The organism is Microvirga sp. 2MCAF38 (genome assembly GCF_052115485.1).
Taxonomy (GTDB): Bacteria; Pseudomonadota; Alphaproteobacteria; order Rhizobiales; family Beijerinckiaceae; genus Microvirga.
The window spans coordinates 324810-341730 of record NZ_JBFRGU010000005.1; the positions used below are offsets into that span (position 1 = coordinate 324810).

The following is a 16921-nucleotide window of genomic DNA, read 5'->3' on the forward strand; positions in this document are numbered from 1 at the left end:
CTGAATCTGATCCTGCAACCGTCGGCATCGCAGTACAGTGCACGCCTCTACTTATTTCGATCCAAACAGATTGACAGTTCAACGTGTAATCGAAGTTAGATGCTTATGAACGCTAAGGCCATGCTGGAAGGTTGAAGTTTTCGGCGCTATTGAAACTCAAAGTGCCGCCACAGTTTGCACCGGGCGGCACTTTAGAGAATCTATTTCGGGTTCACTAGATCACGAAGAAGTCGTGGTAGTAGAGCTTCGTCTTGTTGGTGAGAGTGGCAAACTTCACCTGAGCCGACTTCCCGGTTCCGTCGGCATCGTAGTACAGGTTGCCGGTCTTCTTGTCGTAGATGATCCGATCATCATTGTCGTGAGCCTTATCGCCCTCATAAAACATGCCCGACTTGAGCTTCTCCGGCTTGGTCGGTGTTCCCTTGCCCAACTTCTTGAAGATAGCATTGTCAAGCCAGATACTGTCGTCCCTAGACTTGAAATCGTAGATCTTGTCTACATTCTTGCTCTTGTGCAAGCGTGTATCGAAGATGAATGTGTCCTTGCCCGACCCGCCATAAAGTTTGTCATTGCCTTCCAGACCATAGAGCTTGTCGTTTCCGCCCATGCCTTTCAGGATATTAGCGGCAGCATTTCCTCTGAGGACGTTGGAGCCGTTCGTTCCCGTCAGCGTCATGTTGACACCATCGGCAATGGTAGCGTTGACGGAGGAAGGCAACATGGACAGATCGTAAGCTGTCTTCAGCAGAACAGTGTTGTTGCCCTCGTTGTCGATGATCACATCGCCAGCATTGTCGATGACATAGAAATCATCGCCTGCGCCGCCAATCATCGTATCCGCGCCAATGCCGCCATCAATCCAGTTTCCGGCAGCATTGCCGGTAATAGTGTTGTTCAGTTCATTACCCGTGAGGGCGAGCGCGCCACCACCGATACCAGTCAGCGACTCGATATTCGCACTGAGGGTATAGTTGATATCCGCGAAGATTGTGTCGGTGCCTTCACCAGCGTTTTCGACAACGACATCACCGAAGCTGATGTAATAGCTGTCGTCGCCGTTCCCGCCGATCAGGACATTCGCAGCGCCGTTCCCGAACAGAACGTCATTAAACTGAGATCCAACGACGTTCTCGATCTCCGAATAGGTGTCACCTTGAGCATTGCCTCCGGCACCTTGTCCGGTGGCAAGGTTGACCGTCACGGCTGCTTCGGAATTGGAGTAATTTACCGTGTCAATGCCGCCTCCGCCATTCAGCGCATTAGCGTTCGCATCAGCGATGAACGTGTCGTTATAGCTGGAACCGATGGCGTTCTCGATGCTGTCATACGTATCGCCCTGAGCATCCCCGCCTGAGCCCACTTTGGCGGCAAGGTTCACCACGACACCAGCATTGGACCTTACGTAGGAGACAGTATCGCGTCCTCCATTGCCTCGCAGGATATCGCTTCCTGCCCCACCTTCAAGGGTATTGGCGTTGTCATCACCGATGAGCGTGTCATTGTGGGCGCTGCCGATCAGGCCCTCGATGCTTGTTGGTGTGTCTGGGCGACTGTAGTAATCGCCAGCCGCATCGTTCGTGTTCTGAGTACGGTCTGCCAGCGAAGCCGTCACACCTTTGGTGGCATTCTCGTAGGACGCGAAGTCAATGCCGGCACCACCAACCATGGTGTCACCATCAGCGCCTCCAAGAAGAATGTCGTCCCCATTACCGCCTTCCAAGAAGTCGTTGGCCGTCCCGCCAATCAGCGTATCATTGCCGTCGTGACCCCAGAACTCGTTGTATGTGTTGGCGCCGATAAAGGTGTCGGCATATTGAGTCCCGCCATACGCATCGACCTTGATATAGACATCGCCCTTCGCTTCGCCGGTGCTCCTGTTAGCCGCGCCTGCATTAAGCAGATCGAGCGTGATGCCTACGCCGGCTCTGGAGTATTCATAAGTCGCGATATCCCATTGATCACCGCCTTCAAGTGTATCAGCTGCTACACCCGCACCACCATAGAGCCGGTTGTCGCCGCCGCCACCGTAGATGTGGTTCGCGCCCGCATCGCCGCCCAGAATATCATTGCCGGCACCGCCGGTTAGATTCTCGATCGACACATAAATGTCGCCCAACGCATCTCCCGTGTTGGCGAAGTCACCACCCAGGCTCGCCTGCAGAGCTGAACTGCCAGCGTAATCGGCCATATCTCCGTCGCCTGCGCCGCCGTCAAGAAGATCCGCGCCTGCACCACCGTTGAGAATATCGCTCCCGCCACCACCGTAAAGCTTGTCGTTTCCATCACGCCCGAACAGAATGTCTAGGTCAAACGCGGTGCCGTAATAAATATCGGCGCGGGCTGTCCCCTCGACCGTGACCTGCTTCACACGCGGATCGACGATCATCATATCGATGCCGGTATAGCCTTCTGTCCCATCAGCCCAGCTAATGGCAAGGCGGCCATCTTCCATCTCCATGACTCTCGGGTGAGAGCGATCTTTTGGAGATAGATCCATGCTTTCAACGGCCCCGGCGGTGTCGACAACGCTCAGAACGGCCTTTGCATTCTGATCAGGGAGAGCATTACGGTAAGTGAGGGCAATGCGCTCACCTCTCAGGGCGGTCAGTTCCAGAGAGGTGTTGGTACCATCCGAGCTTGCATAGTTTTGCGTAATTAATGTCGAGGCACCGTTATTTAGTGGGCTGCCATCCGCGTTATAAAATGTCGCAAAAAGGTTTTTGCTGTTGTGCTGGTGCCTGACGATGGCGAATTTGCCCGTCAGATTGCCATTGTCATCTTTCAGACCGACAACTTGGTCTACTCGAGCTGTATCATCCTTGAAAACGGAAAACTCAGAAGAAATGGTTGGCTGAACGCTGGAGGTGTCTACGATTTTGTACTTTACATTTATGCCGTTATAATAAGTCACGACATATTTATTATCCCCGATACGAGCGACATCGGGCTCTTGGGCATTTGCATTATTTACAACAGTAGTAATCGCGGCACGTTCGCCGCTCGAATTGTGCACTTCAAAGGCGATACCTGTTCCGTTCTCATAAGTGCGGACATATCCGCCATCACGAGCCTCATCCATATTGGCGATGGAGAAGCCATGCAGGAAGGCATTGCCGACGGTTTGTATATCCCCAGCGGCGAATCCGCCTTTGTCATCCGCCGTAAAGACCCGGGTCTTGAGATCAAAACCGAAGGGAGCTGTGGCGTTCCAACTGATCGCAAAACTTCCATCGTTGCCGATGGCCTGAATACGAAGATTGTTCTGGCTAACTCCGATGCCGGCTTGATCTACGAAATAGACCTGTCCATTGCTCTCCCCGGAACCGTTAAAAACTTTGAACTTGAGGACGCTCTTCTCACTCCACCCGATGACATAGCCTCCGTTCGGCAGAGTCGTGACCGCGGGATAGCCCATCGAAGTTTTGAATTCATTGCCAGAACGCACACTCTGCTCCGGCGTCCAAACCGTAATTGTCATAACTTGGTCCTTCCTGCGGCCAGGGCGCTTCGGCCCATCATTGTCGAATCGAAAAATCGACATTGGACGAAGGTGATGACACACATGACGTAGCGTCTCACTGGCTGAACGACTAGGTAAAGTGCAGAGCGACCATCTCGCGTAAAGCCGATGTGTGCTGTCGCACTCGTCCGGATTTTTGCTCTACCCAGAACTGCTTTTCCGCGTCGAAGCCCTGTTGTCTGCCACTGCTGTCGGAACAGGTGGTCATGACCAATCGCAGCCGCGATCCTCTGGTCGGGATGCGATCACACGTCGAGCGTCGCTCCGTGAACAAAGAGGCGGCTCGTTCCGAAATCCTGGTTGTTTGAACAGGGAAGACGAAACGTAATCATGGCATTTACGGATCAATTGCAACGGCATATCGATTTCCGGGAAAGACAAACATGGCAACGCCCGCCCTTTGGGGTTCTTCCTTTACGCTTAACTCCACCACGACCAGCATACAGCACAATTCGAAAGTGGCGGCTCTCAGGGATGGCGGCTTCGTGGCCGTCTGGGAAGATTTGAGCGTCTCCGGCGGCGATACCAGCGGCCGCGCCATTCGCGGGCAGTTGTTCAATGCCGATGGGACAAACCGCGGCAATGAATTTCTCGTCAACAGCACAACGCTAGGCGATCAGGTTACGCCAACGGTGGCGGTCTTCCCGGATGGTCGGTTTGTGGTCGCGTGGACGGAGAAGCCTTCCATTAATGCAATGTCCAATGCGCGCGCTTCAATCTTCAACTCAAACGGAACGCCGACAGCCCCCGATTTTTTGGTCCTTGACGTACCACCCGGGCAGATACGCTATGACCGCGGAACTGCCATTTCCGTCATCGACAATGAAAGCTTTTCTGTCGGTTTCGAAACTGGTCCGGGTGGTCCAATGAATGTTCGTTTTACTATTAAGAATTCGGCTCTTGAGAAAAACTACCAAAAGGGCGTTGGAGATCTAGGCGCCTTGGGTGGTACAGCTGTTGTTGCCCTCGATAATGGAAATATTGTTCAGTTTAATTCGGCTTGGGAAGGTGAGCCTGGCTACAATCCCAAGAACATCGCTTTCTCGATCTTGACGAAAGAGGGTGTAGTCGTACGGGACAATGTCGTTGCCCACACGACTTCGACGGGAAACCAAACCAGTCCTTCGGTGGCGAAACTCTCCGACGGCCGTATGGTTGTCACTTATGTCCATGGGGACGCGGCCAGCGGCGATGGCTCCGGCCAGTCGATCCGGGCACAAATCATCAATGCCGACGGTTCGCTGGTCGGAACCGATTTCCAGGTCAATACTGCGACCGTGGGCGACCAGATCCAACCGTCGGTGACAGCCCTGATCGATGGCGGCTTTGCCGTGCTCTACAACGATCGCAAATTGGGGACGGTCGACGACAAGGACATGGCCCGCATCCGGATATTCTCCAAGACCGGCGTGGCCTTGGATCGAGATTACCACATCGCGATCCCGCAAGGGCCTGACGGCTACGAGGCCCAGACCGGCCCGGCACTCACGACTCTTGCCGATGGCCGCATCATGGTATCGTGGACCAATATCATCGGGTCGGGCACCGACAAGATCGACATCAAGGGTCAGATCATCGATCCACGCACGGCGGCTGTCACGGTCGATGGAACGTCAGCCGATGATCATTATTACGGCACGGCTTTTAACGACACTTTCAAAGGATATGGTGGCAACGATATTCTCGAGGGCGGTGGCGGTTTGCATGACATGGCGGTTTATACCGACGCTTATGCAAAATACACGGTGACGAACAACAGCAACGGAACCGTCACGGTTGCGGGTCCCGACGGCACTGATACCCTGCGCGATATCGAGGTTCTTAGGTTTGCCGATCGGACCGTGTTGCTGGGCACCAACACCGCGCCCACGGCACCGGTCATTTCTACAAATCAGATCTCGGAAGACACCCTCGTCTCAAGCATCGTCGCGACATTCTCGGCAACCGATGCGGAGCATGACACGCTCACCTACACTCTGGATGCTTCGGACGGACCGTTTCGGATCGACGGCAATTTGCTCGTCTTGACCGGTCCTCTGGACTTCGAGACGAAGGCGCAACACAGCGTCACCGTGCGGGCGTCGGACCCGTTTGGGGGCACCTCGACCTCGGTCTTTACGATCAATGTGCTCGACGTGGTCGAGACGACGCCCTTCACCCTTTACGGTACGCCGGGCGTCGATTTCCTGCAGGGCGAGGCCGGCAACGATATGATCTACGGCTATGCCGGCAACGACACGTTGCGTGGCGAAGCGGGCAACGACAAGCTCTATGGCGGTGCCGGCAAGGACATTCTCTACGGCGGCGACGGACAAGACATCTTTGTCTTCGACACGAAGCCGAACAAGAAGACGAACGTCGACAAGATCGTGGATTTCTCCGTGAAGGACGACACGATCCATCTCGCCAAGTCGATCTTCAAGAAGATCACCAAAAAGGGCGTGTTGAAGTCGAGCGAATTTTATGCCGGCGCCGCAGCGCACGATGCGAATGACCGCATCATCTACGACAAGAAGACCGGCGCGCTCTACTATGACGCCGACGGTACCGGCTCCGCCGCGCAGGTCAAGATCGCCACGCTCCCAAAAAAGCTCAAGATGACGCACAAGGATTTCTACATCATCTGATGCTTCCTGCGTCACCTATCCCGCCCCTCTTCGGCTCTGGCTGAGAGGGGCTTTGCTTTTGCCGTCGCTCGAATCTCATTGCGTCATTGGATCGTCGCCTCGTCGAGACCCGCTCTTGCAAGATGTGTGTCGAACCAACGTGATGCCGCCGAGACGACCTTCGCGAGCGTCCCCGGCTCTTCGAAGAGATGCGATGCGCCGGGGACGATCGTTAAGCTCTTCCGGCAGCTCATTCGCTGTTCCGCCGCGCGGTTGAGTTCCAACACCTCTTGATCGTCGCCGCCAACGATCAGCAGAGTGGGTGCGCGAACGCCTTCCAAAAAGCGGTCTGCCAGATCCGGGCGACCGCCGCGCGAGACCACCGCCGCGACGAGATCGGGGGCCTTCGCCGCTGCGACGAGGGCGGCGGCTGCGCCGGTGCTCGCGCCGAAGATTCCGAGCCGAAGAACCTTCAGATCGGGCTGATCCGTCGCCCATGAAACCGCTTCGAGAACGCGACCTCCCAGAAGAGGGATGTCGAAGACGTTTCGTCTATCATTCGCTTCTTCTTCATTGAGAAGATCGAACAGAAGCGTGGCGAAGCCCTTACTGTTCAACTGCTCCGCCACGAAGGTATTTCGTGGACTGAGACGGCTCGAACCGCTTCCATGGGCGAAGACAACGAGGCCCCGACAATTTTCCGGCTCCGTCAATGTTCCGGGTAATCGTGACGAACCGACAAGGACGGTGCGCGTGCGCATTTGTTGCATAAGCGAACGTATCTCGCCCGTAACGTCGTTTCTTGACATTCGTCAATGCAACACAGGCGGATGAGCCCACGTTGCGGGCAGACGACTTTGCGCAACGATTGCGCTCGCTCGCCCGAAATCGGTCCTCTGTCGATTTTTCACGCGGGTGAAGAAGGATCGGGCATCATGCGGATAGAGGCTCAGATTGATTTCCAGGGCACCGAGCCCTCGGAGCACCTGCGGACCATCATCGAGGACGACATTGCGCGTCTCGAGGAACTCTATGACCGGATCACCGCATGCCGCGTCGTCGTTAAAGCACCGAGCCAGCGCCACCGCACCGGAGGGCTCTACGAGATCCACATCCATATTGTCTTGCCGGACGGCCGCGACGTGGTGGTCGAGCGGACGCCCTCAACGGACGAGCGCTTCTCCGATCCGCATTTTGCCGTCCGCGATGCTTTCCGACGTGCGCGCCGTCGCCTCCAGGACGCGGTGCGAGAGATGCGAGGTGAAGTCAAAGCCCATGAGACCTCGCCAGTGGGGATCGTACGGCGGGTCAATCCCGATGAGGGTTATGGTTTCATCGAGACCGCGGACGGCCGCGAGATCTATTTTCACAAGAACAGTGTCCTGAGCGACGCCTTTGCGAAGCTCGCCCCCGGTGTCCGCGTCACGTTCGCGGAGGAGGCAGGAGAGAAGGGGCCGCAGGCCAGCACGGTCAGCCTTCTTGGAAAGCGTGGCCCGTAACGGTTGGCGTCACTCGTCGTCCGTTTTTCCGGACAAGGTCTCCTGCACGAATTGCACGAACAACTGCGCCGCGTTTTCGCTCATGGAGCTTATGGCTGCTTCCTCGCAGCTCATGTGAAATTGCAGGCTGCCGAAGCAATCTGTTTTAGGGTCCCGCACCTGATAGGCCGCGATCCTGATGGAGCCGGCGCTTATCATGCGCTGCACCCGAACCTGATCGGCACTATCGTAAAGGTCTGTGACCATGCGCATCCCGCCTCTGGAAGAGACAACATGGCTAACCTCTATAGCGTGACGCTGTCGTGGCGCTTGCGGGCGGTGTTTCCACGACCTGTCGGCCTGTGAAAGAAATCGCCCGCAGTTCTTATACTTTCGTTGCAATCCATGCTTGCTAAACTGCAACCATGGATTCGTCATTGAAATGATCGCCAAGTAAAATTTTCGCAATTGCGAAGGGCGATTCTTGGTATTCGAGCCCGGTTATTTCATCATTCAAGATGAGAGTTGCGTCACAAGCTTGGCAATAAGCTTGTTGAGTAGCTGGTCACAAACTCTTGCGCTGTTTTTATTGCCAACCTAGGCTCCTCTCATAAACAGGTCGGGCTCGAACCCAGTGCCTGAGGGAGAAACGCTTGGTGGCTAGGCTCTGCACGACAGTGCTTGAGGTTGTGACCGCGCAGGCGGCAACCCGGCGATTCGCCGCGATGTGGATCGCCCGCCGATTGCCGTCGGAGTGTTCGCGATGACGCTCGTTCTCGATCATGTCGGCAGGAAGGTTGGCGCGGAGACCTTTATCGAGGGCGTCTCGCTCACCCTTGAGCGCGGCTCGCTGAACGTACTGCTCGGGGCAACGCTCGCAGGCAAGACCTCCCTCATGCGGCTGATGGCAGGCCTCGACGCGCCGACGAGCGGACGAGTTCTTGTCGATGGCAAGGATGTGACCGGTTGGCCGGTGCAGCGTCGCAGCGTGGCGATGGTCTATCAGCAATTCATCAACTACCCCTCGCTCAGCGTTTACGAGAACATTGCTTCGCCACTTCGCGTGGCGAGGCTTGCAGCCTCGGAAATCGAAGCGCGCGTGAGAGATGCGGCGAAGCTTCTCAAGCTCGAACCTTACCTCGACCGTAAACCCTTGAACCTGTCCGGCGGTCAGCAGCAGCGCACGGCGATCGCGCGGGCTTTGGTGAAACGGGCGGATCTCGTTTTGCTCGACGAGCCTTTGGCCAATTTGGATTACAAGCTGCGCGAGGAATTGCGCGAGGAATTGCCGCGCGTGTTCGCGGCCTCCGGCGCGATCTTCGTTTATGCGACGACAGAGCCGCAGGAGGCGCTGCTTCTCGGCGGAAACACGGCGACCCTTTTTCAGGGGCGCCTCATCCAGTTCGGCGTGACGCCACAGGTCTATCGTCAGCCGCAGGACCTGACGAGCGCGCGCGTGTTCTCGGATCCGCCATTGAATACGCTCATTGCGCGAAAGAAAGGTGCGGCCGTTTCTCTCAGCACCGGGGGCGGGACACGGGCGGCGGGAGTCTTCGCCGCCGTGCCCGACGGCGAATACACGGTCGGCTTTCGCGCACATCACTTGGGTTTCGAGCCCTTCGGCGGCGACGGTGTCGCGATTCCCGCAACCGTTTCGGTTGCCGAGATTACGGGGTCGGAGAGTTTCATCCATCTCGATTCCGGCGAGCGCCGTTTCGTGGCGCTGGTCCCCGGCGTGAAACGACTTGAGCCGGGATCCTCGGTGACGGCCTATCTCGATCCGCGCCATCTCTTCCTGTTCGACGGAGCGGGCGGCCTCGTGGCTTCCGCTTTGCTGAAAGTCGCGTGAGGAGAGAACGATGGCGCGCATCACTCTCGATCATCTCGCCCACGCCTACCGGCCCGATCCGCAAGGTCCGCAGGATTATGCGCTGAAAGAAATCAATCACGTGTGGGACCAGGGAGGGGCCTATGCGCTGCTCGGCCCTTCCGGTTGCGGCAAGACCACGCTTCTCAACATCATCTCCGGCCTGGTGCGCCCCACGCGCGGGCGCATTCTCTTCGACGACCGCGATGTGACGGATCTGCCGACAGAGGCTCGCAACATCGCGCAGGTGTTCCAGTTCCCGGTGGTCTACGACACCATGAGCGTGCGTGAAAATCTCGCCTTTCCGCTCAAGAACCGCCGCGTGCCACGAGATAAGACGGCGGTCCGCGTCGAGGAGATCGCGCATCTCCTCGATCTCACTCGCGTGCTCGACCGGAAGGCGAACAATCTCACCGCCGACATGAAACAGAAGATCTCGCTCGGGCGCGGCCTTGTGCGGCCCGATGTGGCGGCGATTTTGTTCGACGAACCGCTTACCGTGATCGATCCGCATCTGAAATGGCAACTGCGCTCGACATTGAAGGAGATCCACCGCGCGCTCGACATCACCATGATCTACGTGACGCACGATCAGACGGAAGCGCTGACTTTCGCGGACAAGGTCGTGGTGATGCATGACGGGGCGGTGGTGCAGACGGGGGCGCCGGAAGAGCTTTTCGAGCGCCCGGCGCATACCTTCGTCGGCCATTTCATCGGCTCTCCCGGCATGAATGTGTTGCCGTGCCGTGTCGAGGGCGCCACCGCCTTCGTTGAGGACAATACTATCGCGTTGCGACAAGCCTATTCGAGCTTGCGGCAAAACCAGCGCATCGAGCTCGGAATTCGTCCAGAGTTCCTGCAATTGCAGCCGAAAGGAGCAGGGCTTCCCGTGCACGTGAAGCGCATCGACGATATCGGCCGCGCTCGTATCGCCCGGGTCGAGATGGCAGGGCGCTCTCTCGCCGCAAGCGTTCCTGAAAATCTGACGATTGATGGCGGTGAGGCTTCCATCACGTTCGATCCGCGCCATGTTCACATCTACGCCGATGGACACCTCGTAACCGGTGATGCGCGATGACGAAGATCGTCAACAACAAAGCCTGGTTCCTGGTTCTTCCGGTCTTCGTCGTGGTCGCCTTCTCGGTGGTTCTGCCGATCATGACCGTCGTGAACTATTCGGTTCAGGACAGTTTTGGAAACAATCAGTTCTTCTGGAATGGGGTCGGCTGGTTTCAGGAGCTACTTGATCCCTCGAAGGAACTCGGCGGGCGTTTCTTCGACTCGCTTTGGCGAAACCTCCTGTTCTCCGGAATCATCCTGGCGATTGAAATCCCTCTCGGCATTGCGATCGCGCTCGCCATGCCGCGCGAGGGTTGGGGTGTTGCCTTCTCCCTTGTGCTGATGGCGTTGCCGCTTCTCATCCCGTGGAATGTGGTCGGCACCATCTGGCAGATCTTCGCCCGCAGCGATATCGGCCTTCTCGGCTGGACCGTGAACAATCTCGGCATCGACTACAACTATACCGGCCATTCGTTGGATGCGTGGATCACGCTCATCGTCATGGATGTGTGGCACTGGACGAGCCTTGTAGCACTCCTGTGTTACGCGGGCCTGAAATCGATCCCCGATGCCTATTATCAGGCCGCGCGCATCGATGGCGCGTCACGCTGGGCGGTGTTTCGCACCATTCAATTGCCGAAGATGCGGCGCGTTCTGCTCATCGCCGTGCTCCTGCGTTTCATGGATTCGTTCATGATCTACACGGAACCCTTCGTGCTCACGGGCGGTGGGCCGGGCAACGCAACCACCTTCCTGTCGATCGATCTCGTCAAGCTCGCGCTCGGTCAGTTCGACCTCGGCAAGGCGGCAGCCATGTCGCTTGTCTACAACCTCATCATCCTCGCCGTCTGTTGGGTGTTCTACACCGTGATGACGAGCGCGGACGCGAAAGCCGAGAGGGTCGAGGCATGAGCGACGCCGTCGTCATCAGGTCCGCCCGGACGGGCGATGTGAGCGGAGCGGGGCAGGGTGCGGTCAATCGGGCATTGGCGACCTCTCGGATCAACGCTCGTGTGATCGTGATGGCCCTCTATCTCCTGTTCCTCATGTTGCCCATCTATTGGCTCATCAACATGAGCCTGAAGACGAACACGGAAATCTCGACCACCATGACCCTGTGGCCGCGCGAGGTCACCTTCGAGCATTACAGGAAGATCTTTACCGATCCGAGTTGGTACGGCGGCTATATCAACTCGCTGTCTTACGTCGTCATCAACACGCTGCTCTCGATTTCGCTCGCGTTGCCGGCGGCCTATGCCTTCTCGCGCTACCGGTTCCTCGGCGACAAGCACCTGTTCTTCTGGCTGCTGTCGAACCGCATGGCGCCTGCGGCGGTGTTTGCGTTGCCTTTCTTCAATCTCTACTCGGCCATCGGCCTGTTCGACACCCCTTGGGCGGTGGCCCTGGCGCATTGTCTGTTCAACGTGCCGCTCGCCGTGTGGATTCTCGAAGGCTTCATGTCGGGCGTCCCGCGTGAGATCGATGAGACCGCTGCCATCGACGGTTATTCCTTTCCGCGTTTCTTCATCAAGATCTTCATGCCGCTGATCGCGTCGGGCATCGGTGTCGCGGCCTTCTTCTGCTTCATGTTCTCATGGGTCGAGCTTCTGCTCGCGCGGACTCTCACCTCCGTCAACGCCAAACCCATCGCGGCGACGATGACGCGCACGGTCTCGGCCGCCGGTATGGATTGGGGTTTGCTGGCGGCGGCGGGCGTACTCACCATCCTGCCCGGCGCGCTCGTGATCTGGTTCGTCCGCAACTACATCGCCAAGGGCTTTGCCCTTGGGCGGGTTTGAGGAGAGAGCCATGCCCGATTTCGCCTGGATGGCCTGGACGTGGCAGACGGCGATCTTCTTCGCCGTCATCGCATCGCTTCTTCTTCTGATGATCGTGCTCGCCATCCTTTATCCGGAAACGGAACGGGTCGGCGTGCTGCGCATTCCGACCACGCGCGGCGACCGTCTGTTCATTTCGCTTCTCGGCTCCGCTTTCATCAACATCGCATGGCTCGGGCTCATGGGGCCCGATCTGTTGTGGTGGGCGCTTGGTCTTTCTCTTCTCTACGCAGCGGCGGTGTTCCGCTTCGTGTGAAGAGAAAGACCCAAAGGACTCTCCGGCTGAAAGAGGCCGAAGGGAAATGGCCGGCTCCAGAGGCCGGTTTTATGAAACCTGGGAGGAAGTCATGATAAAACCTCAAGGACACTTGAGGCTGCTCGTTTCCGCGAGTGCGCTTGCGCTCGTGCTCGGTACCGGTGGGGCTCTTGCCGGCATGGACGAGGCGAAGAAATGGGTCGACGGCGAGTTCCAGCCTTCGACGCTCAGCAAAGATCAACAGCTGAAGGAGATGGAATGGTTCGTGAATGCCGCGAAGCCTTTCGCCGGCATGGAGATCAACGTCGTCTCCGAAACCATCACGACCCATGAATACGAAGCCAAAACGCTGGCGAAGGCCTTCTCGGAAATCACCGGCATCAAGCTCACCCACGACCTCATTCAAGAAGGCGACGTGGTGGAGAAGATCCAGACCCAGATGCAGTCCGGCAAGAATATCTACGACGGCTGGGTCAACGATTCCGATCTGATCGGCACCCACTTCCGCTACAAGCAGGCCATCGCGCTCGATGACTTCATGGCGGGCGAGGGCAAGGATGTGACCCTGCCGACGCTGGATGTCGCGGACTTCATCGGCAAATCCTTCACCACAGCGCCCGACGGCAAGATGTATCAGCTGCCGGACCAGCAATTCGCGAACCTCTACTGGTTTCGCTACGACTGGTTCCAGAGGCCGGACCTGAAGGAAAAGTTCAAGGCCAAATACGGCTACGATCTCGGCGTGCCGGTGAACTGGTCGGCCTATGAGGATATTGCCGAATTCTTCACCAACGACGTGAAGGACATCGACGGCGTCAAGGTCTATGGCCATATGGATTACGGCAAGAAAGACCCGTCGCTCGGCTGGCGCTTCACCGATGCCTGGCTCTCCATGGCCGGAAACGGCGACAAGGGCATTCCGAACGGCCTCCCCGTGGATGAGTGGGGCGTGCGCATGGAAGGCTGCCGTCCGGTGGGCTCCTCCATCGATCGCGGCGGCGACACCAACGGCCCGGCGGCGGTCTATTCCATCGCCAAATATCTGGACTGGCTGAAGAAATATGCTCCGCCACAGGCGGCCGGAATGACCTTCTCCGAATCCGGGCCCGTGCCAGCGCAGGGCAACATCGCCCAGCAGATGTTCTGGTACACGGCCTTCACCGCCGACATGGTGAAGCCTGGCCTGCCGGTCATGAACAGCGACGGCAAGCCGAAATGGCGGATGGCGCCCTCACCGAAGGGCTCCTATTGGAAGGACGGCATGAAGCTCGGTTACCAGGATGCCGGTTCCTGGACCCTGCTGAAGTCGACCCCCGTCGAGCGCCGCAAGGCGGCCTGGCTCTATGCCCAGTTCGTCACCTCGAAGAGCGTGTCCCTGAAGAAGAGCCATGTGGGCCTCACCTTCATTCGCGAAAGCGATATCTGGGACAAGAGCTTCACGGATCGCGCACCGCAGCTCGGCGGCCTCGTCGAGTTCTACCGCTCGCCCGCGCGCGTGCAGTGGACCCCGACGGGCAACAACATCCCGGACTATCCGAAGATGGCTCAGCTCTGGTGGCAGAACATCGGCGATGCCTCGTCCGGTGCGAAGACGCCGCAACAGGCCATGGACGCCCTTGCAGCCGCGCAGGATGAAGTGCTCGGCCGTCTCGAGCGCGCCAACGTGCAGGGCGAGTGCGGTCCGAAGCTGAACCCGAAGACCTCGGCCGAGGAATGGTTCAAGAAGGCCGAAGCCTCCGGCACGATCGCTCCGCAGCGCAAGCTGGCGAACGAAAAGCCGAAGGGCGAGACCATCGATTACGACACGCTCATCAAGAGCTGGCCCGCTTCGCCGCCGAAGCGCAGCTGATCGTCGGATCGGATTTGAAGGGAGAGGGGCGAAAGCCCCTCTTTCTTTGCGCGAAGAGCCCCGCGGCTATTCTTAAAGAACGTGGGCAGGCCTGTTCCGCTCAATCGGTGATGCGCTCGCCAACGAGCAGAAGGTTGCTTGTCCAACCGAGTAACGAAGCCGTTTCAAGACGCACGCGGTAGCCTTTGAGACGCGCGGCGATCTCGCGCAATTCCCCGGCTGTCATCAGATTCAGGTTTTCTTCCCTGGCGAAAAAGGGATGTCCGAGCTTTGTCAGTACGGCACGATGCCAATGCTTGGGCAGCCAGTGCAGGAGGGGAAACTGCGTGTGATAATCGATGGGGAACCAGCGGTTCGGCGTCGTGAGGAAGAAGCCGCTTTTGGCCACGCGTGCGCATTCGAAAATGAAACGCGCTTGATTGTCGGCGGAGCCGACATGCTCGAGAACGGCGGAAGAGTGTACGAAGTCGAAAGACCGGTCCGCGAACGGCATGTTCAGCCCATCCGCGTGGACGAACTTCACGCCGGGATAAGCGATCTCCAGATGCGACGCGTCGTCGACCCCGCATGCCGTTATCTTGTCCTTATGGGGGTAGAGCGCTTCCAGATAGTTGGAAGATTCGTACGACGTGTCCGACGTCGCGCCGACATCGAGGAGCGTTGCATCGGCCCTCGGGCGAAGGGACTCCATGAAGGTCAGAAACATGCGGCGTCGGACGCGGGCCGCAACCCGAACGGAAAGACTTCCGGCAGAAGCGAGGTTGTATTGCGCGTTTGCGAATCTGCTCATTGCGGTCTGAAAGCCCAACGACTCAAGAAGACATAGTTTGCGCCGACAACCATTGCCCCTGAGACGGCGAAGACCACGAATGCGGGTAGGTCGGGAATCCGGGAGAACACAGCGGACAGCGCTGAAGAGACAATCGTGTTGGTGATCTGCACACCGCAATAGCGCGGAAACGCGAAGGAGTGCGGCCGGTCGGATTTGAACGCCAGCTTTTTCTGCCCGAGATAGGCGAACGGGATGCACGTCACATACGCGACGGCGCTCGAAACCCACAGATCGAGGCTGAAGAACGATCCCAGCACCGTTGCAATGACGACGTAAGCGGCGGCGGCTGAAGCGCCGATCATCGTGTAGCGGGAAAATTGCCATTTCCCGAGGAGGGTCATCGCGCGCAGATTCATGACAGCGATTTACGACGGAAGGGAATCTCGATGACACCCAGAAGGAACGCCGCAAAGGCCGTTTGAACCCCGATGAGGACGGTGCAGAGGGAAATCAAAAGAATCCGCGGAACGATATACGACGGCAGCTGGCCGAAACCGACATCCGACCATTGCTTGACGGCCCACAAGGTTCCACTGAGGCCCGCCAGGAACAAGATGATTGCGATTTGAACCAACCGGTCGGTGGAAAGCCATCCCAGGAGCCGCTTCGCCCGCGAGGTTTGGGGCAGAAACCCGGCTCTGCTGGCGAACATGCGCGCAATGGCGCCAAGGACGATCAACTGAACGCCCAGGACCACGAGGAAGCAAGCGGCGATGAAGGTGTTTACGTCGAGCGCGATATTCGCGCCGAACCGAACGGGACCTTGAACGAGAATCCCGACAAGCGGCAATCCCGCACCGACAAGAACGGCCCCAGGAACGAGGAACAGCCAGCGAGGGCTGTACATCAGCAGAAACTTGAGGTGCCGCCACCCATCGCGCCAAGTCTTCAGATGCGGTGCGCGCGAGCGCCCGTCGACGCTGAGTGTCGTCGGCACCTCGGCAATCGCGAGCGAGCTGAGAGCGCTTCTGACCACCATCTCGCTGGCAAATTCCATGCCGGTTGTCTGAAGTCCGAGATTCCGGATCGCGTCCGTTCTGAAGCCGCGCAGGCCGCAATGGAAATCGTTCACGGGAATATTGAAGAACAGACGCCCAATGAAACTCAGGACTGGATTTCCAAGATAGCGATGCAGAACGGGCATGGCTCCCGGCGCGATCCCTCCCTTGAAGCGATTGCCCATTACAAGATCGGCGCCGTCGCGCAGCTTTTCGACGAAGGGCAGCAGATTCGAGAAGTCATAGCTATCGTCAGCGTCGCCCATGATGATGTAGGTGCCGCGCGCGGCCTCGATCCCACCCATCAGGGCCGCCCCATAGCCGCGCTCGGAAATCGGCACCACACGAGCACCAAGTTCCGAGGCAAGAAGCTGCGAGCCATCGGTGCTGCCGTTATCCGCGATCAGAACCTCACCGGCGATCTTGTGCCGAGAGAGAAAATCGTTGGCCTTGCGAATGCATTGCGCGATGGTTTCCGCCTCGTTCAGGCAAGGCATGAGGATCGTCAATTCGACGCTGCTCCTGGCCGCCGTGCCAGTGCCTGGAGTCTGGACGCCCTTTGCCTCGGCATCAAACATGGTCGGTCCTTAATTGAAGAGCAGCGATCACGAGGATGAA

General features: G+C 58.0%; 14 protein-coding genes. 8 read left to right on the top strand and 6 right to left on the bottom strand.

Going from position 1 to position 16921, the window contains the following annotated elements; all coding sequences use genetic code 11:
• Window positions 1-214: 214 nt before the first annotated feature.
• Window positions 215-3478, bottom strand: coding sequence for a hypothetical protein (locus AB4072_RS13190; protein ID WP_441968474.1), 3264 nt, complete (start codon window positions 3476-3478; stop codon window positions 215-217).
• A 425-nt stretch (window positions 3479-3903) separates the two neighbouring features.
• On the opposite strand from AB4072_RS13190, the gene AB4072_RS13195 reads away from it, so the two are divergent.
• The gene (locus AB4072_RS13195; protein ID WP_441968476.1) at window positions 3904-6147 is read left to right on the top strand and encodes a cadherin domain-containing protein; all 2244 of its coding nucleotides are present in this window, start codon (window positions 3904-3906) and stop codon (window positions 6145-6147) included.
• An 83-nt stretch (window positions 6148-6230) separates the two neighbouring features.
• Here AB4072_RS13195 and AB4072_RS13200 read toward each other — a convergent pair whose 3' ends face one another.
• Window positions 6231-6896: a dienelactone hydrolase family protein gene (locus tag AB4072_RS13200; protein WP_441968478.1), complete on the bottom strand. Its 666-nt coding sequence runs from the start codon at window positions 6894-6896 to the stop codon at window positions 6231-6233.
• A 165-nt stretch (window positions 6897-7061) separates the two neighbouring features.
• Here AB4072_RS13200 and AB4072_RS13205 point away from each other — a divergent pair, with 165 nt between their 5' ends.
• On the top strand, window positions 7062-7625 hold the full coding sequence (locus tag AB4072_RS13205) for a cold shock domain-containing protein (protein ID WP_441968480.1): 564 nt from the start codon (window positions 7062-7064) through the stop codon (window positions 7623-7625).
• A gap of 9 nt (window positions 7626-7634) precedes the next feature.
• Here AB4072_RS13205 and AB4072_RS13210 read toward each other — a convergent pair whose 3' ends face one another.
• A complete protein-coding gene (locus AB4072_RS13210; protein WP_441968482.1) occupies window positions 7635-7871 on the bottom strand; it encodes a hypothetical protein in 237 nt (78 codons plus the stop codon).
• 496 nt (window positions 7872-8367) lie between these two features.
• Here AB4072_RS13210 and AB4072_RS13215 point away from each other — a divergent pair, with 496 nt between their 5' ends.
• The 6 genes from AB4072_RS13215 to AB4072_RS13240 all read left to right on the top strand — a co-directional run bounded on the left by AB4072_RS13215 (window position 8368) and on the right by AB4072_RS13240 (window position 14473).
• On the top strand, window positions 8368-9453 hold the full coding sequence (locus AB4072_RS13215) for an ABC transporter ATP-binding protein (protein WP_441968484.1): 1086 nt from the start codon (window positions 8368-8370) through the stop codon (window positions 9451-9453).
• A gap of 10 nt (window positions 9454-9463) precedes the next feature.
• Window positions 9464-10549: an ABC transporter ATP-binding protein gene (locus AB4072_RS13220; RefSeq protein WP_441968485.1), complete on the top strand. Its 1086-nt coding sequence runs from the start codon at window positions 9464-9466 to the stop codon at window positions 10547-10549.
• Complete coding sequence (locus tag AB4072_RS13225) at window positions 10546-11442, top strand: carbohydrate ABC transporter permease (RefSeq protein ID WP_441968487.1); 897 nt, start codon at window positions 10546-10548, stop codon at window positions 11440-11442. The genes AB4072_RS13220 and AB4072_RS13225 overlap by 4 nt, the downstream gene beginning before the upstream one ends.
• 110 nt (window positions 11443-11552) lie before the next feature.
• Entirely contained in the window at window positions 11553-12329 is a 777-nt protein-coding gene (locus AB4072_RS13230; RefSeq protein ID WP_441968590.1) for a carbohydrate ABC transporter permease, read from the top strand.
• A gap of 10 nt (window positions 12330-12339) precedes the next feature.
• Window positions 12340-12624, top strand: coding sequence for a DUF2160 domain-containing protein (locus AB4072_RS13235; RefSeq protein ID WP_441968489.1), 285 nt, complete (start codon window positions 12340-12342; stop codon window positions 12622-12624).
• Window positions 12625-12715: 91 nt separating this feature from the next.
• Window positions 12716-14473, top strand: a complete 1758-nt coding sequence (locus AB4072_RS13240) for an ABC transporter substrate-binding protein (RefSeq protein WP_441968490.1) — start codon at window positions 12716-12718, stop codon at window positions 14471-14473.
• Between the two features lie 100 nt (window positions 14474-14573).
• Here AB4072_RS13240 and AB4072_RS13245 read toward each other — a convergent pair whose 3' ends face one another.
• The 3 genes from AB4072_RS13245 to AB4072_RS13255 are packed head-to-tail and all read right to left on the bottom strand — an operon-like array spanning window position 14574 to window position 16881.
• The gene (locus AB4072_RS13245; protein WP_441968492.1) at window positions 14574-15263 is read right to left on the bottom strand and encodes a methyltransferase domain-containing protein; all 690 of its coding nucleotides are present in this window, start codon (window positions 15261-15263) and stop codon (window positions 14574-14576) included.
• Window positions 15260-15661, bottom strand: a complete 402-nt coding sequence (locus tag AB4072_RS13250; RefSeq protein WP_441968493.1) for a GtrA family protein — start codon at window positions 15659-15661, stop codon at window positions 15260-15262. The genes AB4072_RS13245 and AB4072_RS13250 overlap by 4 nt, the downstream gene beginning before the upstream one ends.
• Window positions 15658-16881, bottom strand: coding sequence for a glycosyltransferase family 2 protein (locus AB4072_RS13255; RefSeq protein WP_441968494.1), 1224 nt, complete (start codon window positions 16879-16881; stop codon window positions 15658-15660). The genes AB4072_RS13250 and AB4072_RS13255 overlap by 4 nt, the downstream gene beginning before the upstream one ends.
• Window positions 16882-16921: the final 40 nt, after the last annotated feature.

Coding starts and splice junctions, on each gene's coding strand:
- AB4072_RS13190 (WP_441968474.1), bottom strand. CDS start 3,478: ATGACAATTACGGTTTGGACGCCGGAGCAGAGTGTGCGTTCTGGCAAT.
- AB4072_RS13195 (WP_441968476.1), top strand. CDS start 3,904: ATGGCAACGCCCGCCCTTTGGGGTTCTTCCTTTACGCTTAACTCCACC.
- AB4072_RS13200 (WP_441968478.1), bottom strand. CDS start 6,896: ATGCAACAAATGCGCACGCGCACCGTCCTTGTCGGTTCGTCACGATTA.
- AB4072_RS13205 (WP_441968480.1), top strand. CDS start 7,062: ATGCGGATAGAGGCTCAGATTGATTTCCAGGGCACCGAGCCCTCGGAG.
- AB4072_RS13210 (WP_441968482.1), bottom strand. CDS start 7,871: ATGGTCACAGACCTTTACGATAGTGCCGATCAGGTTCGGGTGCAGCGC.
- AB4072_RS13215 (WP_441968484.1), top strand. CDS start 8,368: ATGACGCTCGTTCTCGATCATGTCGGCAGGAAGGTTGGCGCGGAGACC.
- AB4072_RS13220 (WP_441968485.1), top strand. CDS start 9,464: ATGGCGCGCATCACTCTCGATCATCTCGCCCACGCCTACCGGCCCGAT.
- AB4072_RS13225 (WP_441968487.1), top strand. CDS start 10,546: ATGACGAAGATCGTCAACAACAAAGCCTGGTTCCTGGTTCTTCCGGTC.
- AB4072_RS13230 (WP_441968590.1), top strand. CDS start 11,553: ATGGCCCTCTATCTCCTGTTCCTCATGTTGCCCATCTATTGGCTCATC.
- AB4072_RS13235 (WP_441968489.1), top strand. CDS start 12,340: ATGCCCGATTTCGCCTGGATGGCCTGGACGTGGCAGACGGCGATCTTC.
- AB4072_RS13240 (WP_441968490.1), top strand. CDS start 12,716: ATGATAAAACCTCAAGGACACTTGAGGCTGCTCGTTTCCGCGAGTGCG.
- AB4072_RS13245 (WP_441968492.1), bottom strand. CDS start 15,263: ATGAGCAGATTCGCAAACGCGCAATACAACCTCGCTTCTGCCGGAAGT.
- AB4072_RS13250 (WP_441968493.1), bottom strand. CDS start 15,661: ATGAATCTGCGCGCGATGACCCTCCTCGGGAAATGGCAATTTTCCCGC.
- AB4072_RS13255 (WP_441968494.1), bottom strand. CDS start 16,881: ATGTTTGATGCCGAGGCAAAGGGCGTCCAGACTCCAGGCACTGGCACG.